27 protein-coding genes and 3 pseudogenes are annotated in these 24,819 nt (G+C 35.0%); 24 read left to right on the plus strand and 6 right to left on the minus strand.

What is annotated here, in order from left to right; all coding sequences use genetic code 11:
- Positions 1 to 11: 11 nt before the first annotated feature.
- The 8 genes from SPD53_RS11105 to SPD53_RS11140 all read left to right on the plus strand — a co-directional run bounded on the left by SPD53_RS11105 (position 12) and on the right by SPD53_RS11140 (position 8,256).
- Positions 12 to 1,001, plus strand: a complete 990-nt coding sequence (locus SPD53_RS11105; RefSeq protein WP_336252595.1) for an ABC transporter permease — start codon at positions 12 to 14, stop codon at positions 999 to 1,001.
- Positions 1,002 to 1,019: 18 nt separating this feature from the next.
- Positions 1,020 to 2,051, plus strand: coding sequence for an ABC transporter permease (locus SPD53_RS11110; RefSeq protein ID WP_336252596.1), 1,032 nt, complete (start codon positions 1,020 to 1,022; stop codon positions 2,049 to 2,051).
- 49 nt (positions 2,052 to 2,100) lie between these two features.
- The gene (locus tag SPD53_RS11115; protein ID WP_336252597.1) at positions 2,101 to 2,937 is read left to right on the plus strand and encodes a class II fructose-bisphosphate aldolase; all 837 of its coding nucleotides are present in this window, start codon (positions 2,101 to 2,103) and stop codon (positions 2,935 to 2,937) included.
- A 19-nt stretch (positions 2,938 to 2,956) separates the two neighbouring features.
- Entirely contained in the window at positions 2,957 to 3,658 is a 702-nt protein-coding gene (locus SPD53_RS11120) for a triose-phosphate isomerase (RefSeq protein ID WP_336252598.1), read from the plus strand.
- Positions 3,655 to 4,167, plus strand: a complete 513-nt coding sequence (locus SPD53_RS11125; RefSeq protein WP_336252599.1) for a YjbQ family protein — start codon at positions 3,655 to 3,657, stop codon at positions 4,165 to 4,167. The genes SPD53_RS11120 and SPD53_RS11125 overlap by 4 nt, the downstream gene beginning before the upstream one ends.
- A 104-nt stretch (positions 4,168 to 4,271) precedes the next feature.
- Entirely contained in the window at positions 4,272 to 4,913 is a 642-nt protein-coding gene (locus SPD53_RS11130) for a ribulose-phosphate 3-epimerase (protein WP_336252600.1), read from the plus strand.
- Between the two features lie 123 nt (positions 4,914 to 5,036).
- On the plus strand, positions 5,037 to 6,515 hold the full coding sequence (locus SPD53_RS11135) for an aldehyde dehydrogenase family protein (protein WP_336252601.1): 1,479 nt from the start codon (positions 5,037 to 5,039) through the stop codon (positions 6,513 to 6,515).
- 583 nt (positions 6,516 to 7,098) lie between these two features.
- Entirely contained in the window at positions 7,099 to 8,256 is a 1,158-nt protein-coding gene (locus SPD53_RS11140) for a M20 family metallopeptidase (RefSeq protein ID WP_336252624.1), read from the plus strand.
- Positions 8,257 to 8,574: 318 nt separating this feature from the next.
- On the opposite strand, the gene SPD53_RS11145 is transcribed toward SPD53_RS11140, so the two are convergent.
- Positions 8,575 to 8,943: a helix-turn-helix transcriptional regulator gene (locus SPD53_RS11145; RefSeq protein WP_336252602.1), complete on the minus strand. Its 369-nt coding sequence runs from the start codon at positions 8,941 to 8,943 to the stop codon at positions 8,575 to 8,577.
- Between SPD53_RS11145 and SPD53_RS11150 the strand changes: the two are divergent.
- Positions 8,901 to 9,212 (plus strand): annotated as a pseudogene (locus tag SPD53_RS11150) (Zn-dependent hydrolase); the annotation flags it as partial. The gene SPD53_RS11145 and the pseudogene SPD53_RS11150 overlap by 43 nt on opposite strands.
- A 121-nt stretch (positions 9,213 to 9,333) precedes the next feature.
- The gene (locus SPD53_RS11155) at positions 9,334 to 9,852 is read left to right on the plus strand and encodes a hypothetical protein (RefSeq protein ID WP_336252603.1); all 519 of its coding nucleotides are present in this window, start codon (positions 9,334 to 9,336) and stop codon (positions 9,850 to 9,852) included.
- Here the strand turns inward: SPD53_RS11155 and SPD53_RS11160 are convergent.
- The 3 genes from SPD53_RS11160 to SPD53_RS11170 form a co-directional block, all read right to left on the minus strand.
- A complete protein-coding gene (locus SPD53_RS11160; RefSeq protein WP_336252604.1) occupies positions 9,798 to 10,043 on the minus strand; it encodes an IS110 family transposase in 246 nt (81 codons plus the stop codon). The two genes, SPD53_RS11155 and SPD53_RS11160, sit on opposite strands and share 55 nt — an antisense overlap.
- Positions 10,044 to 10,102: 59 nt before the next feature.
- A complete protein-coding gene (locus SPD53_RS11165) occupies positions 10,103 to 10,816 on the minus strand; it encodes an IS110 family transposase (RefSeq protein WP_336252605.1) in 714 nt (237 codons plus the stop codon).
- 420 nt (positions 10,817 to 11,236) lie between these two features.
- Positions 11,237 to 11,632, minus strand: coding sequence for a helix-turn-helix domain-containing protein (locus SPD53_RS11170; protein WP_336252606.1), 396 nt, complete (start codon positions 11,630 to 11,632; stop codon positions 11,237 to 11,239).
- A gap of 418 nt (positions 11,633 to 12,050) precedes the next feature.
- Here SPD53_RS11170 and SPD53_RS11175 point away from each other — a divergent pair, with 418 nt between their 5' ends.
- From SPD53_RS11175 to SPD53_RS19835, 12 genes and pseudogenes are all read left to right on the plus strand, one after another.
- On the plus strand, positions 12,051 to 12,212 hold the full coding sequence (locus SPD53_RS11175) for a hypothetical protein (protein WP_336252607.1): 162 nt from the start codon (positions 12,051 to 12,053) through the stop codon (positions 12,210 to 12,212).
- A 594-nt stretch (positions 12,213 to 12,806) separates the two neighbouring features.
- On the plus strand, positions 12,807 to 14,861 hold the full coding sequence (locus SPD53_RS11180) for a BglG family transcription antiterminator (RefSeq protein ID WP_336252608.1): 2,055 nt from the start codon (positions 12,807 to 12,809) through the stop codon (positions 14,859 to 14,861).
- A complete protein-coding gene (locus SPD53_RS11185; RefSeq protein WP_336252609.1) occupies positions 14,839 to 15,312 on the plus strand; it encodes a PTS sugar transporter subunit IIA in 474 nt (157 codons plus the stop codon). Before SPD53_RS11180 ends, SPD53_RS11185 begins: the two co-directional genes overlap by 23 nt.
- Complete coding sequence (locus SPD53_RS11190; protein ID WP_336252610.1) at positions 15,312 to 15,590, plus strand: PTS sugar transporter subunit IIB; 279 nt, start codon at positions 15,312 to 15,314, stop codon at positions 15,588 to 15,590. Before SPD53_RS11185 ends, SPD53_RS11190 begins: the two co-directional genes overlap by 1 nt.
- 242 nt (positions 15,591 to 15,832) lie before the next feature.
- Complete coding sequence (locus tag SPD53_RS11195) at positions 15,833 to 17,197, plus strand: PTS galactitol transporter subunit IIC (protein WP_336252611.1); 1,365 nt, start codon at positions 15,833 to 15,835, stop codon at positions 17,195 to 17,197.
- A gap of 140 nt (positions 17,198 to 17,337) precedes the next feature.
- Complete coding sequence (locus SPD53_RS11200; protein WP_336252612.1) at positions 17,338 to 17,520, plus strand: hypothetical protein; 183 nt, start codon at positions 17,338 to 17,340, stop codon at positions 17,518 to 17,520.
- Positions 17,521 to 17,594: 74 nt separating this feature from the next.
- A complete protein-coding gene (locus tag SPD53_RS11205; protein WP_336252613.1) occupies positions 17,595 to 18,545 on the plus strand; it encodes a 1-phosphofructokinase family hexose kinase in 951 nt (316 codons plus the stop codon).
- A 41-nt stretch (positions 18,546 to 18,586) separates the two neighbouring features.
- The gene (locus SPD53_RS11210; protein WP_336252614.1) at positions 18,587 to 19,240 is read left to right on the plus strand and encodes a class II aldolase/adducin family protein; all 654 of its coding nucleotides are present in this window, start codon (positions 18,587 to 18,589) and stop codon (positions 19,238 to 19,240) included.
- A 121-nt stretch (positions 19,241 to 19,361) separates the two neighbouring features.
- Entirely contained in the window at positions 19,362 to 20,216 is an 855-nt protein-coding gene (locus tag SPD53_RS11215; RefSeq protein ID WP_336252615.1) for a Cof-type HAD-IIB family hydrolase, read from the plus strand.
- Positions 20,217 to 20,258: 42 nt separating this feature from the next.
- Positions 20,259 to 20,903 carry an L-fuculose-phosphate aldolase gene (locus SPD53_RS11220; protein WP_336252625.1) on the plus strand — a complete coding sequence of 215 codons (645 nt, stop codon included), beginning with the start codon at positions 20,259 to 20,261 and terminating at the stop codon, positions 20,901 to 20,903.
- A gap of 96 nt (positions 20,904 to 20,999) precedes the next feature.
- Positions 21,000 to 21,983: a class II fructose-bisphosphatase gene (gene glpX / locus SPD53_RS11225; protein WP_336252616.1), complete on the plus strand. Its 984-nt coding sequence runs from the start codon at positions 21,000 to 21,002 to the stop codon at positions 21,981 to 21,983.
- 154 nt (positions 21,984 to 22,137) lie between these two features.
- Positions 22,138 to 22,370: pseudogene (locus tag SPD53_RS19835) on the plus strand (HPr family phosphocarrier protein).
- A 4-nt stretch (positions 22,371 to 22,374) separates the two neighbouring features.
- Here the strand turns inward: SPD53_RS19835 and SPD53_RS11230 are convergent.
- Positions 22,375 to 22,628: pseudogene (locus SPD53_RS11230) on the minus strand (GyrI-like domain-containing protein); the annotation flags it as partial.
- A 145-nt stretch (positions 22,629 to 22,773) separates the two neighbouring features.
- Positions 22,774 to 23,346 carry a sigma-70 family RNA polymerase sigma factor gene (locus SPD53_RS11235; RefSeq protein ID WP_336252617.1) on the minus strand — a complete coding sequence of 191 codons (573 nt, stop codon included), beginning with the start codon at positions 23,344 to 23,346 and terminating at the stop codon, positions 22,774 to 22,776.
- Between the two features lie 670 nt (positions 23,347 to 24,016).
- Here SPD53_RS11235 and SPD53_RS11240 point away from each other — a divergent pair.
- Both SPD53_RS11240 and SPD53_RS11245 read left to right on the plus strand, forming a co-directional pair.
- Entirely contained in the window at positions 24,017 to 24,139 is a 123-nt protein-coding gene (locus SPD53_RS11240) for a hypothetical protein (protein WP_268239591.1), read from the plus strand.
- 44 nt (positions 24,140 to 24,183) lie between these two features.
- Positions 24,184 to 24,771 carry a CalY family protein gene (locus SPD53_RS11245; RefSeq protein WP_156857878.1) on the plus strand — a complete coding sequence of 196 codons (588 nt, stop codon included), beginning with the start codon at positions 24,184 to 24,186 and terminating at the stop codon, positions 24,769 to 24,771.
- Positions 24,772 to 24,819: the final 48 nt, after the last annotated feature.

Here is a 24,819-nt window from a genome sequence, read left to right on the forward strand (position 1 = left end):
GAATGAAACGAATGTTAAAGAGTAATGAATTCTATGTTTCTATCGTAGTGATATTACTGATTATTATTATCGGAAGCCAAAACAGCACCTTCTTTTCCATGAATAATTGGTTTGACTTAGTTCGTAGCGGCATTGTACCTGGTATCTTCGTAATTGGTACGTTAATTGTATTAATATCCGGGGGAATAGATATATCTTTTCCGGCAATTGCAGCGTTTAGTATGTATACAACTTCTTCGATACTAACTAGTTTGAATTATGAAGGATCTGTAATAGTAGCCTTCATAATGGGAGCGTTAATTGGCTTATCACTCGGGTTTATTAACTCTATATTTATTGCTTTTTTTAAACTTCCCACACTTCTTGTTACTTTGGGGACGGCCTCTCTCTATAGTGGGTTTTTACTTGCATTTATAGATAAAGGTCAAATTACAAGATTGCCGGAATCGATGATTGCTCTTTCAAAGTCTAGAATTATTGAAATTACTACCGACTTTGGAATTATCGGTATACCAACTGTGTTTTTAATTACAGTGGCAGTCGTTATTTTAGGATGGTACTTATTAAAGTACACTATGATAGGGAGATCTATTTATGCATTGGGTGGTGATGAGGTTTCTGCTGAACGAATGGGGATTTCACCAAGAAAAATAAAAATATTTGTATATTCATTTGTCGGTATGTTAGCTGGGATAGCTGGTATTATTCACACAATAATGAGTCGTACATCTAATGGTACGGATCTACTTGGGGGAGAATTACTTATTATTGCAGCAGTAGTATTAGGTGGAGCTAGAATTACTGGCGGGTATGGAACAGTTTACGGTTCATTAGCGGCTTTATTACTCATTCTCATCATAGAAAATAGTCTCATTTTATTAGGAATACCTTCTTATTGGCAACGATTTGTAATTGGTGCACTTATTTTGATAGGAACTGGAATGACTGCAATTCAAGTGAAAAGGTCAATAGAGAAAAGAAATCCAATAATGTCTGATTGACGAAAAGGGGTGTAAGAATTGTCTAACCCAATAAAAGCGAATGAAAATAAAAGAGTAGTGAGTTTTAATAGAGACTTTATCGATAAGTATGGAGATTTAACATTATTGTTTTTTATCATGTTAAGCGTTTTTTCTGTTATGACTATTATGAATCCTGCAGTGTTTTTATCTAAAGGAATGATGCTTTCCATATCGTATCAATTTCCAATACTAGGATTATTGACGCTAGCAATGATGTTTTGCATGGTTTCTGGAGGGATTGATTTATCTGTCGTTAGTACGGCAAATTTATCGGCTATTGTAGCTGCAATGGTAATGGTTCAGATGGTGCCAACAGACGCCAGTTTGGTTACATCTATTCCTTATATTCTATTAGGAATTGCTTGTGCAATATTGATAGGTTTTCTTGCTGGTCTTGTTAATGGTGTATTAGTCTCACTCGTTGGAATTCCAGCTATAATCGTCACGCTAGGAACGATGCAATTGTTTATGGGTATAGCTTTAGTTATCACGAAAGGTAAATCAATAGTAGGATTACCGGAAGCCTTTTCGCTTGTTGGTTCCGGAACTCTCTTTGGACTGCCTTTTCCTTTAATTATTTTTATTATATTTATCATCTTTTCATATTTTATCTTAAATTTAAGGGATTATGGTTTAAAGCTGCAAATGACCGGTTCCAATCCTACTGCTGCAAAGTTTTCTGGAATAAACGTTACATCAATAACAATAAAGGCATACATAATAAGTGGCATACTTGCCTCTATTGCGGGTCTTATGATGACTTCATCAGCAAACTCCGCAAAAGCAGATTTCGGAACGAGTTATATCCTACAAGCTATATTGGTCGCTGTAATGGGCGGGGTTAATCCTTATGGTGGAAAGGGAAAAGTAGCTGGTGTTGTGATGGCTGTCATCACGATGCAGATATTATCAAGTGGTTTAGGAGTATTAAAAGTAAGTAACTTTTTTAAAGATTTCATGTGGGGAACGGTATTAATAATCGTCTTATTAGCAAATTACTTTTATAACAAAAAAGTTGCGAATCAGTAGAATTGTAATGATATAGGTACAACTGGAAAAGGAATTAGGAGGTGAAGGGATGCTAGTGACATCCAAGAAGTTATTTAGAATAGCACAACGAAAGAAATTCGCAATACCAGCTGTCAACTTTATAGACCAGTATACATTACGTGCCTATATTGGTGTTGCCGAAAAATTACAATTGCCGATAATCGTTTCATTCGCTCAGGCACATCATGAAATAATGGATTTAGAAGAAGCGGCATTGCTTGGAAAGTATTATACCAAGCTTTCAGAAGTACCTGTTGTCCTCCATTTGGATCATGGAGAGGATGTCGCATTTGTTAAAAGAGCAATAGATTTAGGTTTCTCTTCAGTAATGATTGATGCATCCCAGGATTCATTCGAAGAAAACGTTAGAAAAACAAAGGAAGTCATTGCCTACGCACAAGTCCATGATGTGGTGGTGGAAGCGGAGATTGGTCATGTTGGATCAGGAGATAATTACGAAAATCATGATCATAGTGATTCAACATATACAACGATTGAAGATGCAAAGCGTTTTTATCAAGAAACTAAGGTTGATTCTTTAGCAGTTTCTATTGGGACTGCTCATGGTACTTATATAGGTCAGCCAAAAATAAATTTTGAAAGACTGCAAGACATTTCTAATGTTGTAGAGGTGCCGCTTGTTTTGCATGGTGGTTCTTCTACAGGCGATGACAATTTGGCGCGTTGTGCATCAAATGGGATTGTGAAAATCAATATATTTACGGATATTATCAACAGCTCCGTTAGCGAGGTGATTGTTGAAGGGAAAAATTACTTTGAGATTCAGCAACAGATGCGTACTGGTATGGAGTCTTGTTTAACCCATTATTTTGAAGTGTTTAAAACACAGTCTGTTACTTTATAAGTTGAAGGGGTTGGTTTGATTGCAAGGGAAGAAAATAACGGCACCATTTTTCGTGGTTAATCCGAAGAGCTTTTTATTTGGTGAAGCCTTAATGGAGTTAGCACGTTATGCCAATGAATTAGCAAAGTCCAATCCAGTAGATATTTTATTTACTGCACCTCATACAGAACTCGCAAATATTGCGCGGGAGTGTCCAAACTTAATAATTACGGCTCAGCATGTAGATGATATTAAACCAGGGGAGGCAATGGGAAAAGTTTTAATGGAATCTCTTGTACATATAGGGGTTCGGGCAGTGGTGTTAAACCATGCAGATCATCCATTAGCTATGTCTACACTTGCTAATAGTATTTTTCGTGCAAAAGAAGTGGGATTACAAACTATTGTTTGCGCAAATACGATTCAAGAAGCACAAGCTACAGCCATATTTCAGCCAGACATCGTATTGGCGGAGCCCACGGAGCTGATTGGGCAAGAGCAGATCAGCAGCCGTGACTATGTCACATCAACAATTGATAGTATCAAACAAATAAATTCGGTGATTTTGGTAGAGCAGGGAGCTGGAATCCGGTCAGAAAGAGATGTAGAGGAATTATTGCAACTAGGGGCTGATGGTGTAGGTGTAACGAGCGGGATTGTGAAAGCGGAAAATCCATCAGGAATGATGAAGAAGATGATTCAGGAAGTTGCAGCTTTTAAAAAGAAAGGAAGTAAAAGATGACGGTTTATTCTGCAAAACTAAATCTTATCTCACATGGAAACCGAGTGACTTATCATGAAATTACAGAACAGGTCAGAGAGCATGTCAAGGCAAGCGAAATCAAAGAGGGAATTTGCGTTGTGGCTTCCCCGCATACGACTTGTTCGGTAATTTTTGAAGAGTTTTCTTATGATAAGGATTTTTATGGTTATGAATATCTACAACTTGATTTAAATGAACTTATGGAGAAGCTGATACCAGAATGTAAGACAGAAGGGCAGTATCATCATCCAGGTGCAGAACATATTCGGGTTGGACTGGAGGAGTTCCAAGGTAAAATCAGTCCGGAAGCATACACAATGTTAAATACTGATGCACATCTAAAAAGTACTTTGTTAGGTGCTAGTGAAACTTTTGTAATTGAAAATGGCGAAATGCAAATTGGTATGGTTGGATATATTTACTTCATTGATTGGGATCAGATACGTGTTCGTAACCGTACCTGCCATATTAAAATAATTGGTGAATAAACTAGAATCTAATGTAAGACACGCAGCCTCATATTACGTAAATTTGCAAAATAAGATTCTTACAGCAGTATGCTGCTGAATAAATAGGAAAGCAGGTACAAAATGTGTTCGTATCCACTTCCATATTAAACGCGGATTATTTAAATTTAGAAAGAGATATCAAACAGCTAGAAAATGCTGGAGCGGATGCTATCCATATTGACATCATGGATGGCAGATTTGTTGAATATACAACATGGGGATCTACAACAATATCTGCTATTCGTAATGTCACAACCTTGCCATTGGAAGTGCATTTGATGGTTGAGGAACCAGAACGAAGCATAAAGGAATATGTAGAAACGGGTGCTGATATTATTATGATCCATCCAGAAAGTACCATGTCTTTAAGGAAGACTTTGCTATACATTAAACGGGCAAATCTAAAAGCGGGAATAGCTTTAAAACTTGAGACGTCAGTCGATGCGATCCTTCATTGTTTGGACTTGCTGGATGTTGTTCTCTTACTTACATGTGATGAAGGGTTTGGAGGGCGACCTTTTCAGACTATAGCTATAAATAAAATATATCACGCAGCTGGGCTGCGAAAACTTCATCAATTGGATTTCTCCATTACAGTGGATGGCGGAATTGGATTAGAAACAGGGAAACTTTGCAAGGCAGCGGGTGCAGACGGCCTTGTCGCTGGATCATTTATATTCAATCAAGATAAAACAGAAGCAATCCACGTATTAAAAAATATATAGAAAATGTATGCTAAGTAAAATTACGATTTTTGGAAATGCAGAAGTTTTTGAACGAGAATTGCAGAAAGGAATTGTAGCTGGAAGATAGTTTTTGGTGATAAAAAATATTTAGGAGGATTGGTTATGCAACAGCATCTTAATTTATCGAGGAAGGTAACTGAATTTCTTACAGGTACAAAGAGAATGTTCATTGATGGCGATTTTAAGGAATCTGTCAGTGGAAAGGTGTTTGAAACGTATAATCCAGCTGATGGTGAAGTGCTTGCCTATGTTAGTGAAGCTCATGAGGAAGATGTAAATCTTGCCGTAATGGCGGCAAGAAAGGCATTTGAAGAAGGCCCTTGGTCTAAAATAAGTGCAGCTGAGCGTGGAAAGTTAATGTATAAATTAGGAGAATTAATTGAAGAAAATAAACAAGAGTTGGCGGAAATTGATTCACTTGATAATGGCAAGCCAATTAATGAAGTATTGGGTAATGATATTCCGAATGCGGTAGGACAATTTCAATATTATGCTGGATGGGCAACAAAGATGATGGGGCAAACCATTCCAGTTTCTGGTCCATATTTTAATTATACCCGACATGAACCGGTTGGTGTTGTAGGTCAAATTATTCCATGGAATTTCCCGCTAATGATGGCTGCTTGGAAAATTGCACCTGCACTTGCGACAGGCTGTACAGTTGTATTAAAGCCCGCAGAACAGACGCCTCTGTCTGCATTATATTTGGCGAAACTTGCTGCTGAAGCGGGGTTTCCAGATGGCGTCATAAATATAGTTCCAGGTTACGGTCACATTGCTGGAGGTGCATTAGTCAAGCATCCCCATGTGAATAAAATAGCTTTTACTGGCTCGACAAATGTAGGTAAGTCAATCATGAAAGAAGCGGCTAATACAATGAAAAGAGTAACACTGGAATTAGGGGGGAAATCTCCAAATATTATCTTGCCTGATGCTGACTTAACAAAAGCAGCACCTGGTGTTTTTTCAGGTATCATGGCTAATCAAGGGGAAGTATGTAGCGCAGGATCGAGGGTATATGTTCAAAAGAAAGCGTTCGACAATGTAATATCTGACTTGGTTTCTTATGCGAAAAACGTGAAGCAAGGACACGGCTTAGATCCAGAAACAGAGATGGGCCCGCTTGTATCCAAAAAGCAACAAGATCGTGTGGTGAATTATATCGCGCAAGGTAATGAAGCAGGCGCAACCATGCTGACTGGAGGCGGACACACTGGGAAGGGCTATTTTGTAGAACCAACCATATTCTCAGATGTCGATGATCAAATGTCTATTGCTCAAGAAGAAATATTTGGACCAGTTGTGGTAGTAATGCCATATGATGATTTAAATGAAGTAATTGATCGTGCAAACAACTCTCCATATGGACTAGCCGCTGGTCTTTGGACAGAAAACCTGAAAAATGCGCATTACGTAGCAAATCGTCTGAAAGCAGGATCGGTTTGGGTGAATTGCTATAATGTTACTGATCCTGCTTCACCATTTGGTGGATATGGGGAATCTGGATTTGGCAGGGAAATGGGATCTTACGCATTAAATAATTACACGGAAGTGAAAAGTGTGTGGATTAATCTGGACTAATGGAAATAGATTGTTAGAAGGGATTAATAGAAGATAGAAAATGTTTCTTAGGATAAAATGAAAAATTTTCAAGAAGTGATATATTTACGGTAGGGCTTGTGTTATTGGACAATATAGGATTATAGAAATGAACTGGGGTTATCAAGAAAATAAGTAAATATTGATTTTCTGGATAGCGCTTTTTAATTTAGGAGAGTTTGGTTCAGGGCTTATTAAAAAGGAGATTATTTCTCGGAAAGACCCCTCATGTCCAAGGTTTAAATAGCGAAAGAACTTGTGGATAAAGGATTTTTATCCGCAGTGTAACTGGACGCGCGATTCCCACTTCAAGAAATGAAAGAAACTTGTTAATTCTAATTGGGAGATCCAACAACCAGTAGCAGCCCGATTCGTTCAACTAACCTTCAGTGGGGGATGAAAGAAAACCCTCACTGAAGGAAGTTTCACTTTATTAAATCAGTAGACCCTATATGAATTGGACATCTCAAAAAAAGTAGTGTTTTGAAAGTTTTACATCCCATAAAAAAGGAAGTTGGCAAAATAGATAATTTTAACGGGAAAAGGAGAATGTAACTTGGAAGCAATGCCTGTGGATTTTATAACTATAGCTAAATGCGAAGAGATTTTAAAATCACTAGTTCAAACCAACACTACTAATCCTCCAGGAAACGAAATGGAGCTAGTTCGTTTAATTCTCAATTTATTTAATGGTTATCCAATAGATTATGAAGTATTGGAGCATGGAAATAATCGAGGTTCTTTAGTAATTACAATTGAAGGGGAAAAGAAAAATCAATCAATTGCGTTTATTGGTCATTTAGACACTGTCCCTGTTACTGATGAACAAGATTGGAAATATCCGCCTTTCGAAGCGAAGGTTGTAGAGGATTATTTGCATGGGCGTGGATCGGTTGATATGAAGGGTGGAGTTACATCAATGATTGTAACTGCCTTATACTTAGTTCGAAATAGTATAACTCCCCCCCAGACAGTGAAGTTTTGTTTTACTGCTGACGAAGAGTCTGATGGAATAGGAGTTGTTGCAACAAGAGAAGCAGGATTATTAAACGATACTAAACGTTTAATCATTCCGGAGCCAACAAATGAAAAAATAGGTCTTGGGGAAAAGGGGGCTTTATGGTTACGAATTCGGGTTAATGGAAAAGCTACGCATGGCTCACGTCCAGAACTTGGAAGTAACGCTGTTGAGCATTTGGTGGATTTTATATCAGCTTTTAAGAATTCTGTACACTTATTAAAGGACAATCGAATCCTTGGAGATTCGACTGTTCAGGTAACACAAATTGCTGGCGGTGTAAAGACAAACATCATTCCTGATAGATGTGAAGCAACGTTGGACATTCGGACTATTCCTGGTAATGACCATAAGAAGATTATCAATACAGCCATTTCTATTGCGGAAAATATGAGTAAAAAGCTACCGGGCACAAATGTTAAGATACAAATTGAAAATAATCGCCCACCTATTATGATGGAAGAAGATGCAGCGATTGTTAAAGAAATGAAAGGGGTTTATGAAGAATTAAACATTCCAGTAGAAACGAAGGGTATGCAATTTTATACAGATGCTTCACAGGTGGTACCCCAATTAAACATACCATTTGTAATTATAGGCCCCGGTGAAGAGGAAATGGCGCATCAAAAAAATGAAAGAGTAGCGATTTCATCTGTGAAAAAAATGGGGTTGGTATACCTGAATTATATATTAAAAGAACTTTAAAATTTTCTGTATGCGATAAAGTTAATACTGTGTTACATTTAGTGCGTCGAATATCCTCTACTTTAGCAGTAGAGGTTCATTTGACGCTTAGTTGAGAGAGTAATATGACGAAGAAGGAAATTAGTAAACTAAATATCAACTTGAAACCTCAACATTTTCAATTGAAACGGTATGAAGGAGCTATTAGGTAAATTAAACAATAGCTCCTTCATTATTTAAATAAAGATAAAATTAAATGCCAATACTTACATTATTAATTTGCCATAAACATCTGAAACAAATTAATATAGCAAGGCTTGTCACTATATGGTTAAATCATCATCCCAGTTCTTTAATAGACCCATTTTGTCGGTATTCCATCGGTGTACATTCATAAGTTTTTTTAAATACTTTCATAAAATGTTTGGGATCTGAATAACCTACTAGTTCACTAATTTCATAGATTTTTAAAACCGGGTTATTTAAAAACATAACTGCATATTCCATCCGGACTTGTGTTAAATACTTTAAAAAGGATTTTCCGGTAATATTTTTAAATAATTGTCCTAAATATTGATCACTTAAATGTACCTTTTCAGCCAGCACCTTCAATGTTAGCGGTTCCATATAATTAGAATGAATGTAATTTAAAGTAGTGGTAATACGATCATGCTGGAACAACCCCAATGGATTCGAGAAAGGATGCATTTTTTGCTACAAATAACTTAGTTGCCGAACTACGGGGAAAACTTAGTGAGCTTGATAATGAATTAGTATATACGATTGGAAGAGTAGAAGTTTTTCCGAATACCTCTACAGTGATTCCTAATAAGGTTGTATTTTCTTTAGAAGCAAGACATAAGAGTCCAGCTGTTATTACACAAGTTGAAGAGATTATCCAGGGACTAACACGTTCAAATGCAAATGAAGGCTGCGAAATTAATGTTACTAAGTTATGGGATAGAGACACTGTTTTTTAAGTTTACCCAAAAATAAAGATTGATTTGGAGATGAAAATAGGCATTAAAAAAATCAGGCTGAAAACCTGACTTTTAATGCCTATTTTTGCTCGTATAAGGTGAAAAAGCCTCCATCATTGTGTTAAAATTTTTATCGACCAAAACAAAAACCAAAACACAAAAAGGAGACTTTCACTATGTCAATTATAACACACTTAGTCAGGATATATACACTGTCAAACGTTCTATTTTTAACTTTTCTTCTAAATTAGGGAAAAGGATGCAGAAACCGAATAAAAATTTCCTCATGGATATGTTTTTTGGTTTAGCTAAAGGAAAATCAGTCTTACTCTCTGATATTGCTCGTACGCTAGAAGAGCCTATTGATACGATTCAAACTGTTAAACGCCTATCTTCACGTCTAGAGGATTTTCATGAGGAAGACCAATTAGTGGAAAACTATGGAAAGGTTGTCTCTCCTTATTTTAAGGATAAAGACAATCTAATTATTGTTGATAACTCAGAGATTGTTAAACCTTATTCTAATAAGCTTGAAGCACTGTGCAAAGTCAGAGACGGTTCAACTGGAAAAATAGAAAAAGGTTATTGGACAACCAATATGATAGGTATAACTGGATTTCCTCGCTTATTAATGTGATCTTGACCTGCGTATTTTCCTGATTGATATCTACGAATATCAATCCCAATAAAAGCATTGACTTTTTTGTGATCGGAAAATCGGGAAATGTCCCCAATTTCTCCAATAAAAAGGGCTGCACTAATCTTGCCAATGCCCGGAAAGCTTGTGAGTATCTCAAATTCGAAAAGTGTCTTTGCCCTTTCAATCATTCGCTTTGAAACATTTTCTTTCTCCTCTAAAAGCTGTAAAAGTTGCCGTGCATAATATTTTACTTTTTGAGTTTGAACACTGGTTGAAGAAACAGCTGGATAAGATTCTTTGGCGTATTCGATAACTTCATTTGCCTTTTGTTTCGCACGATTTTCCGATATCTTTTTGGTAGACTTTTCATCAAAAGGTTTTTGATTTTCGTTTTACTACTTTGTAATACATATTCAGGATGTGGAAACAAATCAATTAGGGTCAGGGCATAGGCTGTGACTCTGCTTGAAAAGAATCGCTCAAGCTCTGGAAAGCTTAATTGTAATGCGTTATGCAGGTACATCCGTGTGCGCTTTATATCCTCTTCTATTTCTTGATAAAAACGAGAAAGATCACGTATCTCATGATAAATATCCGGTTGGTGTATTTTTTCTGGTCGATCATTTTGTTGATGAACTTGGGCCAATTTATGTGCGTCATGTTTGTCTGTTTTCCAGCTTCGTAATGTCCCTTGTTCTAATTGCTTTTTGGCTGCCAAGGGATTTAATAAGCAATAACGCAATTGATTTTTTTGACAGAATGTTTCTACCGTTTTAGAGTAAATTCCAGTAGATTCAAAGACAAGCATCAAATCTTCAGGAAGTGTATATATTTCATCCAAGAGTTCCTGAAAACCAGCTCGACTATGTATTACTTCACCTTCAGAAAGGCAATGTTGATCGTCGTAAACAACCTTGTAGCTTTTCCCCATTGATACATCTAAAGCCATTACTATCCCCATTTAACTACCTCTTTTCTCTTTTTGTTATGAAAGTTCTTCACTTATTCATTTCGATTCCAATTTCCTTTACACGAGCTCATATGGCCCCAACATACTTAAAACTGATTCAATAATGAAAGTGAAGAAGCCCGGTTTATTATTCGGATTCGCAATCCTCGAGGCTTCGGTCGGACTTTCTCTCACTTCTCACTATATCTTAATAAAAGAAATAGTGGGTAAAGTCACCCGTCGATGACCTTACCCACTAATCTTAGTATGTTTGTATAGTTGATATTTAAATAAAGTTGTAAGTAGTAATTATTTGAATTAGTTTCTATGATGCGCACAATTAATAAATATACGCCGTCTAAGTCGGTATTCTACATACGCAAAATCAAACCCGTAGTGATCGGATTGTAGTACCGTTCACCACCCCTCGGCCTACAGCTTATTTCTTCTCTTATACACTACCCATTCAAAATGATTACTAAGCTCTCTTATGTCTTCATTATTTAACACAGCCCACTTTTCAAACTGTAAAAAATAAGGCTCGTCTATTCCTTTATTTTTGAAAAAATTAAGGACTTTCTTCAACTGTTTTATATCTGAATCTTCCTCAGATTTCTGATGATACTCTTCCCCTCGAATTAGATAATCGAGCGAAACATTGAAAATATCCGCTAGTTTAACCATCGTTTCCATCGTAGGTCTTCTGTCTTCTCTTTCGTATGCGCCATAAACGTTTGGCGTGTAACCCAGAATATGGCTGATTTCCCTCTTCGTATATCCCGATTTTTCACGTAAATTTTCTAATCTTCTTCCAAAATCTTTAACCATTTCTACCCCTCCCTATTCGGGTAGAATTTAACACAGATTGTGTGTTAAATTATAAATACACACAAAACGTGTTGACAAGTTAGTGAATTGCTATTAGTATGTATTCAAGCGAACACAAATTGTGTGTTTTCATTTCGAAGTAATGCATGTTACTTTGGACAATTAAAGTGTCTATTTCCCAAATAAAATGTAAGCGTTTCTCAAGTAGTTGATTTACTGAGAAACAGCATGTTTGGAGGTGAGTGCAAAAATTAGATGGGGAAAATAAAAACATTACTACACACCTAAAAAGAATCAGATAAGAAGGTGATTCTCACAAAACCCTAAGCTTACTTACTGTTAAATACAAGACAATATCAAGTAGATCACAATCACTCCGACAAGCGAAAAAACAATTTAAATCAAAGGAGAAATGCAAATGTTTCCGTATTTTAAAGTATCTGACGCACCTTTAACCAGAGGACAAGAGATTGGGAAAAAGGCCAAGAAGCAAATTCACCATAATATTAAAGCATATCAAGATTTTTTAGTAGATTGGCAAATAGTAGGGGCCATAAATCTTCTGCTGTTTAATAAATAAATTTGGACATGCGTCCTTCGTCTAGCTGTTCTATAAATAGGGACTGATTATTATTTAAGGTGTATAAATAAGTAGTATCATCTGTTTTTCTAAGTTCCTTCAAAATAAGGTAGAATAATTTTTTGACGTCAATTCAGCGTTTGACGATGTTGCCGAGTTCCAGTAGGCGAAATCGAGCCGATATGGTCCCATCGCCTTATTTCACGTTATTATCAATCCTTAAGCTAAAAAATCTGTATATTCGGTAGCGTGTTGTTTTTTTATTTATTTGTTTTGCAATCTCAGTTAATCCGATTCCTTTTTAGTATTAAAAAAAGTTATGATTATCAGCGCTTTTCCAGCATCGCATCTTTACTTTTTCCTATTAAAATATACAGATTAAATATATTCTCGCGTAAAAATTTATTCTACTAATACAGCTATCAAATGCGTCAGTGTATCGGAATGATAACGATGCCACTCAGATACAATACTTAATATTATTGTAGGGAACCTCATCACAATGAAATTGAAAGCGGTTTTAAAAATGTGATGAAACATAAAAAAGTGTGGTGAATCGGGTGCTATACTTAATTTGTGAGTGGAGGCCTTTAAATGAGCAAAACTACTAACGAAAGACTTTTGGAATATTTGATTCTCAAGCGAGATGTCGATTTAAACGATATTATGTTAAAGTTCGGCCTTTCGAAAGTAGAGGCTATTAATTTAATTAACGAAACAAACGATTTATCTGAAAGGGATTTCATCAACTCTAATCAACAAGGAATATATATGACTGAAAAAGCAAAAATGATTTGCTACAAACGTTTCTTTGAAGGTAAAACTACCTTGTTTGATTACCATGATGCCGAAGACCGGTATGCATTAGTCATTATTAAATCGTTAATTAACGAGGAATACTCTTCCTTACAAGAACTCGCAGATATCTGTCTTGTTAGTAGGAATACGATTCTCAATGATATGAAGGTAATTAAAAGGATATTGGAGGAAAAAGGACTAGCTATTTCTTATATAAGAAAAAAAGGAGGGTATGTAATCACCGGATCCGAATTTAATATCCGAAATATACTTGTATCAATGGTTAAACAATTATTGAATTTAACTGCAGGGAAAATTCTTCTACTTGAGAAACAAATGATAAGTAGTGAAGATATATATTTACTACGAAAACGGTTAGAAAAAGCAGAAAAAAGGATTGGTATAACATTAACCGATGAACAATTGGAAGATTTACCATATATTCTTCAGTTCATCATTAATAGGGCGTACAGTGTTCAAAAGGAATGGACATTTTATGTCCAAAATTATGACATTCAAAATACATTAGAATACCCAGAGATAAAAGCAATGTTTTGGGACTTTGAAAAGTTAAATGATACAGATTTGCATTATCTATCTCTTCAAATCTTATCATCAAACATGGTAGAAGCCGCATTTCGGATTTTTGAAGGTGATGAAATATCACTAGCAACTGATTTATTTATGAGGAACATTGAGTCTTATTTAGCGATTCAAATTGCTCACAAATTTGATTTGAAGGATAAACTAATTCTTCATATGGGTCCCGCTATATACCGAAGCGTAATGGGATTTCAAATTAATAATCCGCTAACTGAGGATTTTATCGAGCAATATGAAGATATATATAATGTTGTTTTGAAATCAGTTGGGCCCTATGAAGAAATTATCCATGGTAAGTTATCTCGGGAAGAAGTAGTTTATCTTTCTATGATTGTACTTGGCTGGGTTTACGAAGTGGAAGAGACAGAATGTTTATTTAAAGCCGTGGTTCTTTGCCAAAGCGGGACATCAGTGTCTGAGTTATTGCTTTCCTCACTCAAACAAATGTTTCCAGAAATTGATTTTATCGGAGCCTATGCTGTAAGGCAGTTTCCAAGAATTCAAGAAGAAGTGGATTTTATTTTCACTACAATTCCAATTAAATCGGATACACCAATATTTTTAGTGCCATCTGTGCTAGATAAAGGCACAAGGAATACTTTAAGAAAACAAGTATACCGTGAAATTCAAGGGAATAATGAGATAATTTCAGAAAAATTACTTGAATTAATACAAGAGTTTATACCTGAGGAACATATGACACAAGTTGCTAGAAGGATAGAGGGATTTTTTACACGTCAACAAAGACAAACACCAAGAGAAGAAACTGAACAAGTTCCTGTACATTTTATTTTTTCTGATGAAAACATAGAATTTGTCAACGAAAAAGTGGGTTGGGAACAGTTAGTCAGCTTTTGTATGGAAGCATTCTTGGATAGAGGAACCATTACACAAAACTATGTAAATACAACTAAAGAAATATTTATGGAACAACATGAAAGAATGTTAATTGCACGGAATGTTTATTTACCACACGCCAGTCCTGCAGATGGGGTACAAGAAATGGATTTTCAAATTCTTATATTTAAACAGCCTATTGTTACCCCTGATGGAAAAGATTTGAAAATGATAGTTGCACTTGCTCCTGATGAAGATAATAAGCATGTGCCGACTTTAATTAAGCTAAATAATTTATTTAATGATATGGATGTGTTTACACAGATATATCATGCTAATAATAAAAAAGAAATTCTTGAAATATTGAATAGTGAAAGGGGGGATAACAATGAATTTTGGCGAGCTATTTGATGCAGAATTAATTCGCATTAATTTTCCATGTTCTTCTAAAGACGATCTATTTAAAAAACTAAGTACATTACTTTTTGAAAAAGGATATGTCGAAGAAACTTTTAAAGATGCGATTATAAAAAGAGAGGCTGAGTATCCAACTGGTTTAACAACAGGGTCAATGCAACTTGCCATCCCCCACACAGATGTAGTTCATGTGAAACAGCCATTTATCTTTGTTGTGAAATTAGAAACAGCTTTACCATTTATTCATATGGGAACATCAGATCAGGAAATTGAGGTAAATAATATATTTATGTTGGGTATTAAAGACCCTTCCAAACAAGTAAACCTGCTTTCATTAATCATGGATAAATTACAAGATCAGGAATTTATAAAAACCTTTATATCAATTAATGATATTAAACAGATGGAAGCGTTTTTAAAAAATAATTTTAGGAGTGAAGAATAATGAAAAGAATTATCGTAGCATGCGGAAGTGGAGTTGCAACTAGTCAAACAGTGGCTTCAAAAGTGAAAAGAATTTTAGATGAAAATAAGATAAGAGCAAATGTCGAAGCAGTTGATATTAAATCGCTTGATAGCTATATAAAAAATGCAGATGTTTATATATCTATAACAAAAAGTGAAAAGGAATACAATATTCCAATGCTAAGTGGTATTCCCTTTTTAACAGGTATGGGATTAGAGGAAGAAGTAGAAAAATTGTTAAAAGCACTTCAAGGCTAAATATACATTAAGAGGATAACAGAAATAGAATAATTTTAGAATTAACTTCAAAAGTAAAGCTTTAAGTGAAAGTGCTAATAAGTTTAGAAGTAATCAATATGAAATTACTGGATCGTTATTTAAAACTATAGAATTCTATAATAAAAAGTAAAAGGAATACAATATACGAACATTATGCTGCAATCTTTATCTATTTGACATGTATAAATCGTCGGAAGTTAAATATACAAGGAGGTTAGGCTATGAGTACTTTGCAAAGTATTATCCAATATATTTTAGATTTAGGTGCTCCAGTATTTGTCCCACTTATAATGCTAGCTATCGGATTATTTGCACGAATGAAGTTTAGGGATGCATTAAGCGCGGCTATTATTTTCGGTGTGGCATTTTCCGGTATGACGCTAGTTGTTGATTTTATGCTAAATTCTATTAGTCCTGCTGCACAATCATTTGCTGAAAACACAGGAATTAACTTAAGTGGAGTTGATGGCGGATGGACTTCAGCAGCGGCTATAACTTGGTCTTGGCCACTAGCGTTCTTAATGTTTCCAATTACAGTAGGAATAAATATTGTTATGTTAGTTTTGAAATTAACCAGAACTTTAAATGTTGATATGTGGAATGTATGGGGAAAAATATTTACTGCAATATTGGTAATGTTTATTTCAGGCAGTACTATACTGGGATTTGTTGTGGCAAGTTTACAAGTTGTTATAGAACTGAAAATCGGGGATATTTGGGGAGAAGAAATAGAGGAATTAACTGGAATTCCTGGGGTTACTGTTCCACACCATATGACTATCATTGCTGCGTTATTGTATCCTATTGATAAATTGATGGATAAGATTCCGTTTTTAAACAAAAAAATGGATGCTGAAGCCCTTCAAGATAGGTTAGGAGTATTTGCTGAAAATCATATTATGGGTGGAATTATAGGATTTTTACTCGGAATAGCTGCAAATTATGGATTACAGGATTCACTAATTTTAGCTATTCAAGCAGCAACTGCATTAACATTATTTCCTATGGTATCAAAATTATTTATGCAAGCATTATCTCCTATATCCGATGCTATTTCAGAATTTATGAAAAAGCGATTTGGAAATAGAGAATTATTAATTGGTTTAGATTGGCCTATATTAGCAGGAAGAAATGAAGTTTGGGTTACAGCAATTATTACTGTTCCAGTATTATTAATTTTTGCTGTAATATTACCAGGGAACTCTGTATTACCCTTTGGTGGAATCATTAATCTATCAATTGTAGTAGCCGCGTTGTTACTCTCTAGGGGTAATCTAATACGTATGATTATATATGGTATTATAACTGCACCTGTTTTCTTATATATAGCAACATATTTCACGCCATATATAACGAGACTAGCTAAAGATACTGGAGCCGTAAATGTCCAAGAAGGAAGCTTCTTATCATGGAGCACTATTGAAAATGGGGAGTTTAAATTAGTTTTTGCAAATGCTATGGCAGGTAATTGGTGGGGAATCCTAGGTGCAGCCCTTTGGATTACACTATTTATAATATTTTATATTGGAAGGAAAAAGGATAACAAAGAGTATTTTGAAAATAAAATGGGTGAAAACGAAGCTTAAATAGACTAAATCAAATAAAAAACAAGTAGTAAATCTGAATATTGACATAAGTAATTACTTCATTGCTAGTATAGGTAGATCAGAGTAATAACGATTATACGTCTTTTAGTGAAATTGAATTTTAATAAGGGGCGAAAATATTGAAGAAAATCTTACAATCAAAATCATTTTGGATTTTTATGACTATCTTAGCTCTTTTGTTAATGGTAATAGGTTTTTTTACCAAAGATCTTGGTATGTGGATTTCAGCATTTATAATTAGCATTTTGATTCGAATTTATGCTAAAGATATTTTGTTTATAGATCCAAAACTAGGTAAGTAAGCTCACTTTTGATAAAACCTATAACTATAAAATCTTGTACAATAATCAGGCGCATCAAAGGAGGAGTTTAAATATTGATTTATACTATTACTTTAAATCCTGCAATTGATCATATAATTCAAGTTCAAGGAGAGCTGACAAGAGGAAAAAATAATAGAGTGAATAAAAGTATTTTAGACATAGGTGGAAAGGCAACCCACGTTTCTGTTGTCCTATCGACCTTAGCAATGCCGAACATATCAACAGGTTTTATCGGGGAATTAAAAAAAGAAATTTTATACAGGTTGTTAAGAGAACAGAAAGTGAATCCACAATTTTACGTACTTCCGGATAAAACAGTAAGGGAAAACTATATTGTTATGGATGAATCAAACAAAGGAAGTTTTATGATTACACACGAAGGTCCGGAAGTATCAAATGAGCAAATCAGGGAGTTTGTAGCAGACTTAGAGAGCAAGTTAATAAAGGATGATATTGTTGTAATTGCAGGGAATCCTTCCAAAAAAATGAGTAAAAGTGACTTTCTGTATATACTAAAAAAAATAAAAAGCACTGGGGCAAAAATTGTAGTCGATGTCTCAGGTGAATATTTAAAAGTAGCTTTAGAAATAGAACTAACCTTAATTAAGCCAAATCAATACGAGTTTTCTGAATGCATAGGTGGCGAGCCTATTGAATCAGTTGAGGATTGTATACGTGCGTATAAACAATTCAATCGAAAAAATATTGAATATTTAGTTGTTTCGCTTGGAAAACAAGGATCTGTTTTATTCCATAAAAATAACGTTTATATAGCTGAATCACCTAATGTAGAAACGGTAAATGATACTGGTTGTGGAGATGCCTTTGTCGGAGGTCTAGTGTATGGTTTCGCTAATAACCATTCAATTGAGAGAACATTGAAGTTTGCAACAGCTATTAGCGCTTCAAAAGCAATGCAGTTGACTAGTTCAGGAGTTGAAGTAGAGCAAGCGAAAAAATTAAGGCAAGCAGTATCAATAAAGAAATTGCCAACTAGTTTATAAAAATATACTTTACTTTTAAAAAAATTGAAAGGAAGGATATTATGTTATATAGAAAAGAAAGAGAAGAACTTACTGAAGTTGTGAAATTGATGTTCTATCGGCATGAAACAAATACAGGCGGTGGAAATGTCAGTGTTCGTATGAATGAAAAACATTTAATAATGACACCAACATTAATGTCTCAAGAAAAACACTGTAATTTGGAAGCTTATGAAATTTTAGTTGTTGATATGGATGAAAATATTGTCGAGGGAGAAGGTGGTATTACTAGAGAAATTAATATGCACATGGCTTGTTACCGCGAAAGAGACGATGTTAATTGCGTTATTCACGCCCATCCAAAAGATGCTCTAGTTTTTGCAACGATAGGAATGGATATGCCAAACTTAACAGAATCGACTCAAAAGTTAGGAGAAATTCCTGTTTTACCGTTTGCCCCTGCGACTTCAAAAGAATTAGCAACAACTGTAAAAGAACACGTTAAGAGTTTAGGAGAAGACTCTTCCTTACCAAAAGCAATGTTACTTAACAAACATGGCATTCTTGTACTTGATAAAGAATTAAAAAAGGCTTATGACATGTTAGAAAGAATTGAGTATAATGCGTATATTGCTGAGAAAGCATTGTTATTTGATGCATTAGATATTAAGAAATTTGAAGATAAGAAAGATTTGAATTTTAATATATCAGAGTGAAATGAAAGTTGGTATATTAAAAGATTAAGTGTTATTCTGCACAATCTAGAATTTATTCTGGTTAATCGTTAATTAGAATATTATATAGAATTAGATCATTGTATTAGATGGAGGTCGATTCATGAAACTCATCGCAATTGATTTGGATGGAACAATGCTATCCACTAATGGAAAAATTAATGTAGCAACCAGAAAAGCTGTTCGGGAAGCCCAAGCGCAAGGAAATGAAATAGTACTTGCTTCAGGGCGAGAATTTCATGATATTAGAGGAATTCTTGAAGAGTCTGATTTGAATTGTCCTATAATATCCTCTAATGGGGCATTGATATATAGTTCAGATCAGGTTATTCAAAATATTACTCTTAGTAGTGATATCGTTAAAGAGTTAGTTCACTTCTCAGAACAAGAAAATTTATATTATGAAGTGTATACAAACGAAGGAATTTATATTGAAAAAAATAGGATAGAGAAGTTGTATAATGAGATTTCTTATTTAAGTAATAGTGATATGGAATTTGATAAAGTAATGGCGATTCATATGGTTAATACTCAAAAAGAACAAAAAAGTTTGATTAGCGTACCAGAACTTAAAGAACTAAACTATGATAACTTTGAAATAAATAAGTTTTTTATTCTTTCATTTGATTTAAATAAACATACCATGATTTATAAGAAATATAATGGAAGAGAAGGCATTAAGATTATCACATCTGATATTCAGAAATTTGAATTTGCAAGTTCTGGAGTTAGTAAAGGAAATGCACTGCAAAAATATGCGCAACTTTTAAGTATACCAAGAGAAAATATAATCGCAATTGGGGATAATCTAAATGATTTATCAATGTTCAAAGTGTCAGGATTTAGTATAGCCATGGGTAATGCAGTGAGTAAAATAAAAAAGCATGCAGACTCTATAACTGATTCATGTGATAACGATGGGGTTGCTAAAGCAATTCAAAGGCATGTCATTAATTAAGCCTGCAATGCTCCAAAATTCTATTGATGAGAGGTTCTGATGATGGAATTAATAAGGGAAAGAGAACAAATTATAGATTACGGTAAGAAATTAATAGATGCTGGGTTAACAGTAGGAACTGGAGGAAATATAAGTATTTTTGATAAAGAATCAGGGATGATGGCTATTACACCCAGCGGGATTGAGTATTATAAATTGAGAAATGAAGATATTGTCATTATGGATTTGCATGGAAAAGTAATCGAAGGAGAACTGAAGCCTTCAAGTGAGTACCAGATGCACTCTGTTGTATATCAAAACAGATTGGATGCCGCTGCAATGATTCATACGCACGCTCTATATGCTACTACTATATCCTGTTTAAATGAAGATTTACCTGCTGTGGACTATTTAGTTGCTCATGCTGGGGGGCCAAATATCCGCTGTGCAAAATATGCAACATATGGAACTAAGGAGCTTGCTGACAATGCAATAGCAGCTATGGAAGATAGAAAAGCAGTTCTTTTAGCAAACCATGGTATTAATGTAATTGGTACTAATCTTGATGAAGCATTTGCAATAACTGAACAGCTAGAGTTTTGTGCACGGCTTTACTGGCAAGCAAGAACAATTGGAAAACCAGTAATTCTTGATGATGAGGAAATGGAAATGATGGTTGAACGTTTTAAAACATATGGAAACCAATAAATAACTTTCTATTTTAAATGTAAGCCGATTTAGTAGGGATTTACGAATGGACTTACTAAGTCGGCTTTTTATTGAAAAGAGTTTAGGAGGAGGCGCATGCATCATTTAACAAAAGATTTTCTTAAGGTAACTGAAGAAGCAGCAATCCAGACTTGGTCGTGGATAGGAAGGGGAAATGCAGTTGGTGCTGATCAAGCAGTAACAGCATCAATTCGCAATAATTTAAACCAAATAAACATGCAGGGGGTGATCGTTATTGGTGAAGGGGAAATTATTAAAGCTCCAATGCTAAATATAGATGAAAAGGCAGGAAAAGGTTATGGTAGTAAGTTGGACATAGCAGTTGCCCCAATAGATGGGGCTAGCCCCACTGCTGAAGGAAGAAGAAATGCTATAACAGTTATTGCTGCTGCCCCTAAAGGTTCACTTTTACATGCTCCAGATATGTATATGGAAAAGATAATTGTTGCAAAAGATGCCAAGGGAGTAATCGATATAGATGCACCGCTTATAGAGAACTTAGGGGCAGTAGCTAAAGTAAAAGGAAAACGAATGGAAGAAATGTGCGTCTTGATTCAGGACCACCCACGACATGGTGGAGTAATTCGGATGATGAGAGAAAATGGAGTTAGAGTTGAACTATTTAAAGACTGCGATATTATAAAATCCTTATTGCCGTGCGTTAATCCAGATAAATACGATATGCTCTACAATATCGGTGGTTCGTCTGAAGGTGTGTTATCAGCGGTAGCTATAAAATGTTTAGGTGGAGAAATGCAAGCCCGTCTAGAGATTCACAATGAAGAAGAGTATAATTGTTGTTTGCAAATGGGCTTAGCACACCCGAAAATTGCCCTTCGTCATAAACATCTTGTAGCTTCGGAACAAGGTTTATTTGTTGCAACAGCTATAACTGATATCGAATTTTTAAAAGGGATTCAAATTGATTCCTCTTATATAAAGAATCAATCACTTATGATTGATAATGAGTCTGGGAACTTGCAAATAGTAAAATCATTAAGGCAGAGGGACGGCTCCTTACTATTAAAAGAGGTTTTTACGTACAGGGATTTATTATGAAATTAATTAGTCTAATTTAACCAATTATATTGAAAAGGAGTTGACTATGATTTTTATGTTTTTATGACTCCTAAAGAATTACATGAAATACTAGTAAATTAAAAGAGAAAACATTGGAAGAACAAACAAGCTAAACAAGAGGAGTAAAATCTTTATGATAGAGAATACATATAAAATTATTGAGAAATCAGATATTCATGCGCGGCCAGCATCAGTATTAGTAAAAACAGCTTCGGAAATAAGTGATGATGTAAGTCTTGAATACAAAGGGAAAAGTGTCAATATGCAATCTATAATGGGAATTTGTCTCTTGCTGAACCAGAGGGTGCAAAAGTTAAAGTTTTTCTTGAAGCAGGGGATACACGATGTAATCCACGGCTCATATAGGTTCCTATACTACAGGTATCCAAATTTCTGAATATAAATCAGGACTGGATGGGTCTTCATCTGAATATACCTCTAGTTCTGGTGTACCTGCGTGTTTGTAACCACTTGAAGGAACCCATTCCGAAAAAATTTGCATCCATATTTTTTGCATAGATCTGGCATTGGTCCGTTTACCTCAAATATAGCCCATTTGGATGCTGGGATATCGAGCGTTAATAATCCATCAGGCATACTTTCCTCGTGTACTGCACCTATCCACCTAATTGCCTAGAAATTGACGAGAAAATTTAACCTTATTTTGACGGTTAGCATGTCAAAGAAATCAAGGGAAGCATTAGATTCAATTGCTTCCCTTCATCGAATGAGTTCCATTCTATGAATCTGGGCTCTCTCTATAACGTTTTTACGGCTCCAAATTATTTTTAATCAATTCCTCCAAATCCGTGTCCTTCCTCAGCTTCTTCCTCGCCTCCTTCGCCCAGCCTTTCACTGCTTCAATAGAGGCCTCTTCTTGTTTTGCAATTTCTTTTATTGTCAGATCCTCAATTACATAATACTTTAGCCATTTCCATTGCTTCTCCGTTAATAAGTCTCTGATGTGTTTCCAAAGATCGGAGTTATGTTTTAAATGTTCGTCTAAACTTGATTCCTCGTGGGTTGCATTGTTTGCCTTATGGAATATTTCTGTATCGAATGCTCCTTCTTCATCTTTAGAGGCAAGTACCTCTTTTTCCATTCTCCGACTTTCTTTTCGAATTGAATCAATCAGGCGATTGCGAATCATGAAGTTGAAATACGTACCTAGCGGACCTTTATTTGGTTGATACTTTTCATAAGCTTTCCACATTCCAATTAAACCTTCTTGGAAAAATTCATGGTGGGGGTCTCGGATGTTTAACTTGTGGAGGTGATAGTGGATGCGGCGTTCATTTTGTTCAAAGATTTCCTCAAACGTAAACTTCTGTTTCTCCATCATGTTAATATCTCCCTTATATGTATTTATACTTATAATCGACTATTAACAGCAAAAAGGGGTGAAGTGAGTCTAAAGGAGGTGAGGTGTTAATTTTTTTAGGACTATAAGCATATCCCATTATTTACAATATAGGAAATTATTAGCGGAAAGTAAAGGGAAATTGAAGTTTTTCCTCTAAAAATCGTTCGACATTATTCGGTATTGTTAGCGAATGTTGTCGAGCCTGTTGATGGAGAAATTTTATTATACATGTATTGATAGAGATAATTGTAAAGCAGATTTGATAGATTGGAACGTTGAGAGTATGGAAAAAGAAAGCTTTTCTTGCATGGCCGGCATGGCCAATAACTGGTGAGATTCCTTTACAACTACAGGCTTGGCTGTAGAAACTGTGGATAAAGTCTATCAAGTCGGGCGAAAGTAGACAAGGACAAGTATCTAGCTTTTGATAAAATTTGACAAAAGTTAATAAAAATGACCAGGCACTAATAACTATATGGAAAACCTTCTTTATTCCTTATGCTAGTTGTCGAAACTAGTAAATTAGAATCAATTTTTCGAAAACTGTATACTATTCTGTAAAATCTGCTATAATTTTATTCAGCAAATGTTATAAAAATACATCTATGAACCTAAAACGAGAAGATTGGGGGTGAATAGTGTTTTTTTTGTGTCAAAATACATACGTCATCTTGTCATTTGGCCGCTTTTATCGTTTATTAGTGATATTTGGAAAGCAATAGCTTTTTCTGTTGCTGAAGAGACGTATGGTACTGCAGCAAGAGCTACTTAACATAATAGATGGGGAAATGATAGAAAATTTTAGGAGGAGTACAAATGGATATCAAGAAAAAGTTAGGGATGGCGGCGATGTCCGCTGTATTGGGGATTACACTCATTGCTGGAGGGACTTTTGCTTATTTCAGTTCAACGGAAGTAACAAACAATACATTTGCCGCGGGTACATTGGATCTATCAGTAAATCCATCAACAATTGTTGAGGTTGAAAACTTAGCACCTGGTGATTCAATAATTCGCAGTTTTGAACTAGTAAACAACGGTAGTCTAGATATTGAAAAGGTTACACTGGAAACGGACTATACGGTGCATGACGCACATAATAACAATACCGAGGATTTTGCAAACCATATCGAAGTTGAATTTTTATACAATGTGGATAAATTGGATGAGGTTATTTATCGAACTACTTTAGCAGAATTAAAAGAAATGACACCAGATGCTATCAACCAACATATTTTTTATCCAGCTCTCGGTGAAAAAGGATTGCCAGTTAATTCATTGGATGATTTCGTAGTTAAATTTAATTTTGTTGATAATGGTGGAGACCAAAACCAGTTCCAGGGTGATTCCTTAGATTTAAAATGGACGTTCGTTGCGACTCAAAACCCAGGAAGCCAAAAATAATCTAGCAATCTATGAAATGTATTGTTTGCTGAAAATGTCTTGTTAATT

The sequence above is a fragment of the Oceanobacillus sp. MO10714A genome (genome assembly GCF_037072045.1).
GTDB lineage: Bacteria > Bacillota > Bacilli > Bacillales > Amphibacillaceae > Oceanobacillus > Oceanobacillus indicireducens.

What these genes read in the sequence shown, in the direction of transcription:
- SPD53_RS11105 (WP_336252595.1), top strand. Translation starts at nt 12, where the DNA reads ATGTTAAAGAGTAATGAATTCTATGTTTCTATCGTAGTGATATTACTG.
- SPD53_RS11115 (WP_336252597.1), top strand. Translation starts at nt 2,101, where the DNA reads ATGCTAGTGACATCCAAGAAGTTATTTAGAATAGCACAACGAAAGAAA.
- SPD53_RS11125 (WP_336252599.1), top strand. Translation starts at nt 3,655, where the DNA reads ATGACGGTTTATTCTGCAAAACTAAATCTTATCTCACATGGAAACCGA.
- SPD53_RS11135 (WP_336252601.1), top strand. Translation starts at nt 5,037, where the DNA reads ATGCAACAGCATCTTAATTTATCGAGGAAGGTAACTGAATTTCTTACA.
- SPD53_RS11140 (WP_336252624.1), top strand. Translation starts at nt 7,099, where the DNA reads ATGCCTGTGGATTTTATAACTATAGCTAAATGCGAAGAGATTTTAAAA.
- SPD53_RS11145 (WP_336252602.1), bottom strand. Translation starts at nt 8,943, where the DNA reads ATGCATCCTTTCTCGAATCCATTGGGGTTGTTCCAGCATGATCGTATT.
- SPD53_RS11160 (WP_336252604.1), bottom strand. Translation starts at nt 10,043, where the DNA reads ATGATTGAAAGGGCAAAGACACTTTTCGAATTTGAGATACTCACAAGC.
- SPD53_RS11165 (WP_336252605.1), bottom strand. Translation starts at nt 10,816, where the DNA reads ATGGGGATAGTAATGGCTTTAGATGTATCAATGGGGAAAAGCTACAAG.
- SPD53_RS11170 (WP_336252606.1), bottom strand. Translation starts at nt 11,632, where the DNA reads ATGGTTAAAGATTTTGGAAGAAGATTAGAAAATTTACGTGAAAAATCG.
- SPD53_RS11175 (WP_336252607.1), top strand. Translation starts at nt 12,051, where the DNA reads ATGTTTCCGTATTTTAAAGTATCTGACGCACCTTTAACCAGAGGACAA.
- SPD53_RS11180 (WP_336252608.1), top strand. Translation starts at nt 12,807, where the DNA reads ATGAGCAAAACTACTAACGAAAGACTTTTGGAATATTTGATTCTCAAG.
- SPD53_RS11185 (WP_336252609.1), top strand. Translation starts at nt 14,839, where the DNA reads ATGAATTTTGGCGAGCTATTTGATGCAGAATTAATTCGCATTAATTTT.
- SPD53_RS11190 (WP_336252610.1), top strand. Translation starts at nt 15,312, where the DNA reads ATGAAAAGAATTATCGTAGCATGCGGAAGTGGAGTTGCAACTAGTCAA.
- SPD53_RS11195 (WP_336252611.1), top strand. Translation starts at nt 15,833, where the DNA reads ATGAGTACTTTGCAAAGTATTATCCAATATATTTTAGATTTAGGTGCT.
- SPD53_RS11210 (WP_336252614.1), top strand. Translation starts at nt 18,587, where the DNA reads ATGTTATATAGAAAAGAAAGAGAAGAACTTACTGAAGTTGTGAAATTG.
- SPD53_RS11215 (WP_336252615.1), top strand. Translation starts at nt 19,362, where the DNA reads ATGAAACTCATCGCAATTGATTTGGATGGAACAATGCTATCCACTAAT.
- SPD53_RS11220 (WP_336252625.1), top strand. Translation starts at nt 20,259, where the DNA reads ATGGAATTAATAAGGGAAAGAGAACAAATTATAGATTACGGTAAGAAA.
- glpX (WP_336252616.1), top strand. Translation starts at nt 21,000, where the DNA reads ATGCATCATTTAACAAAAGATTTTCTTAAGGTAACTGAAGAAGCAGCA.
- SPD53_RS11235 (WP_336252617.1), bottom strand. Translation starts at nt 23,346, where the DNA reads ATGATGGAGAAACAGAAGTTTACGTTTGAGGAAATCTTTGAACAAAAT.
- SPD53_RS11245 (WP_156857878.1), top strand. Translation starts at nt 24,184, where the DNA reads ATGGATATCAAGAAAAAGTTAGGGATGGCGGCGATGTCCGCTGTATTG.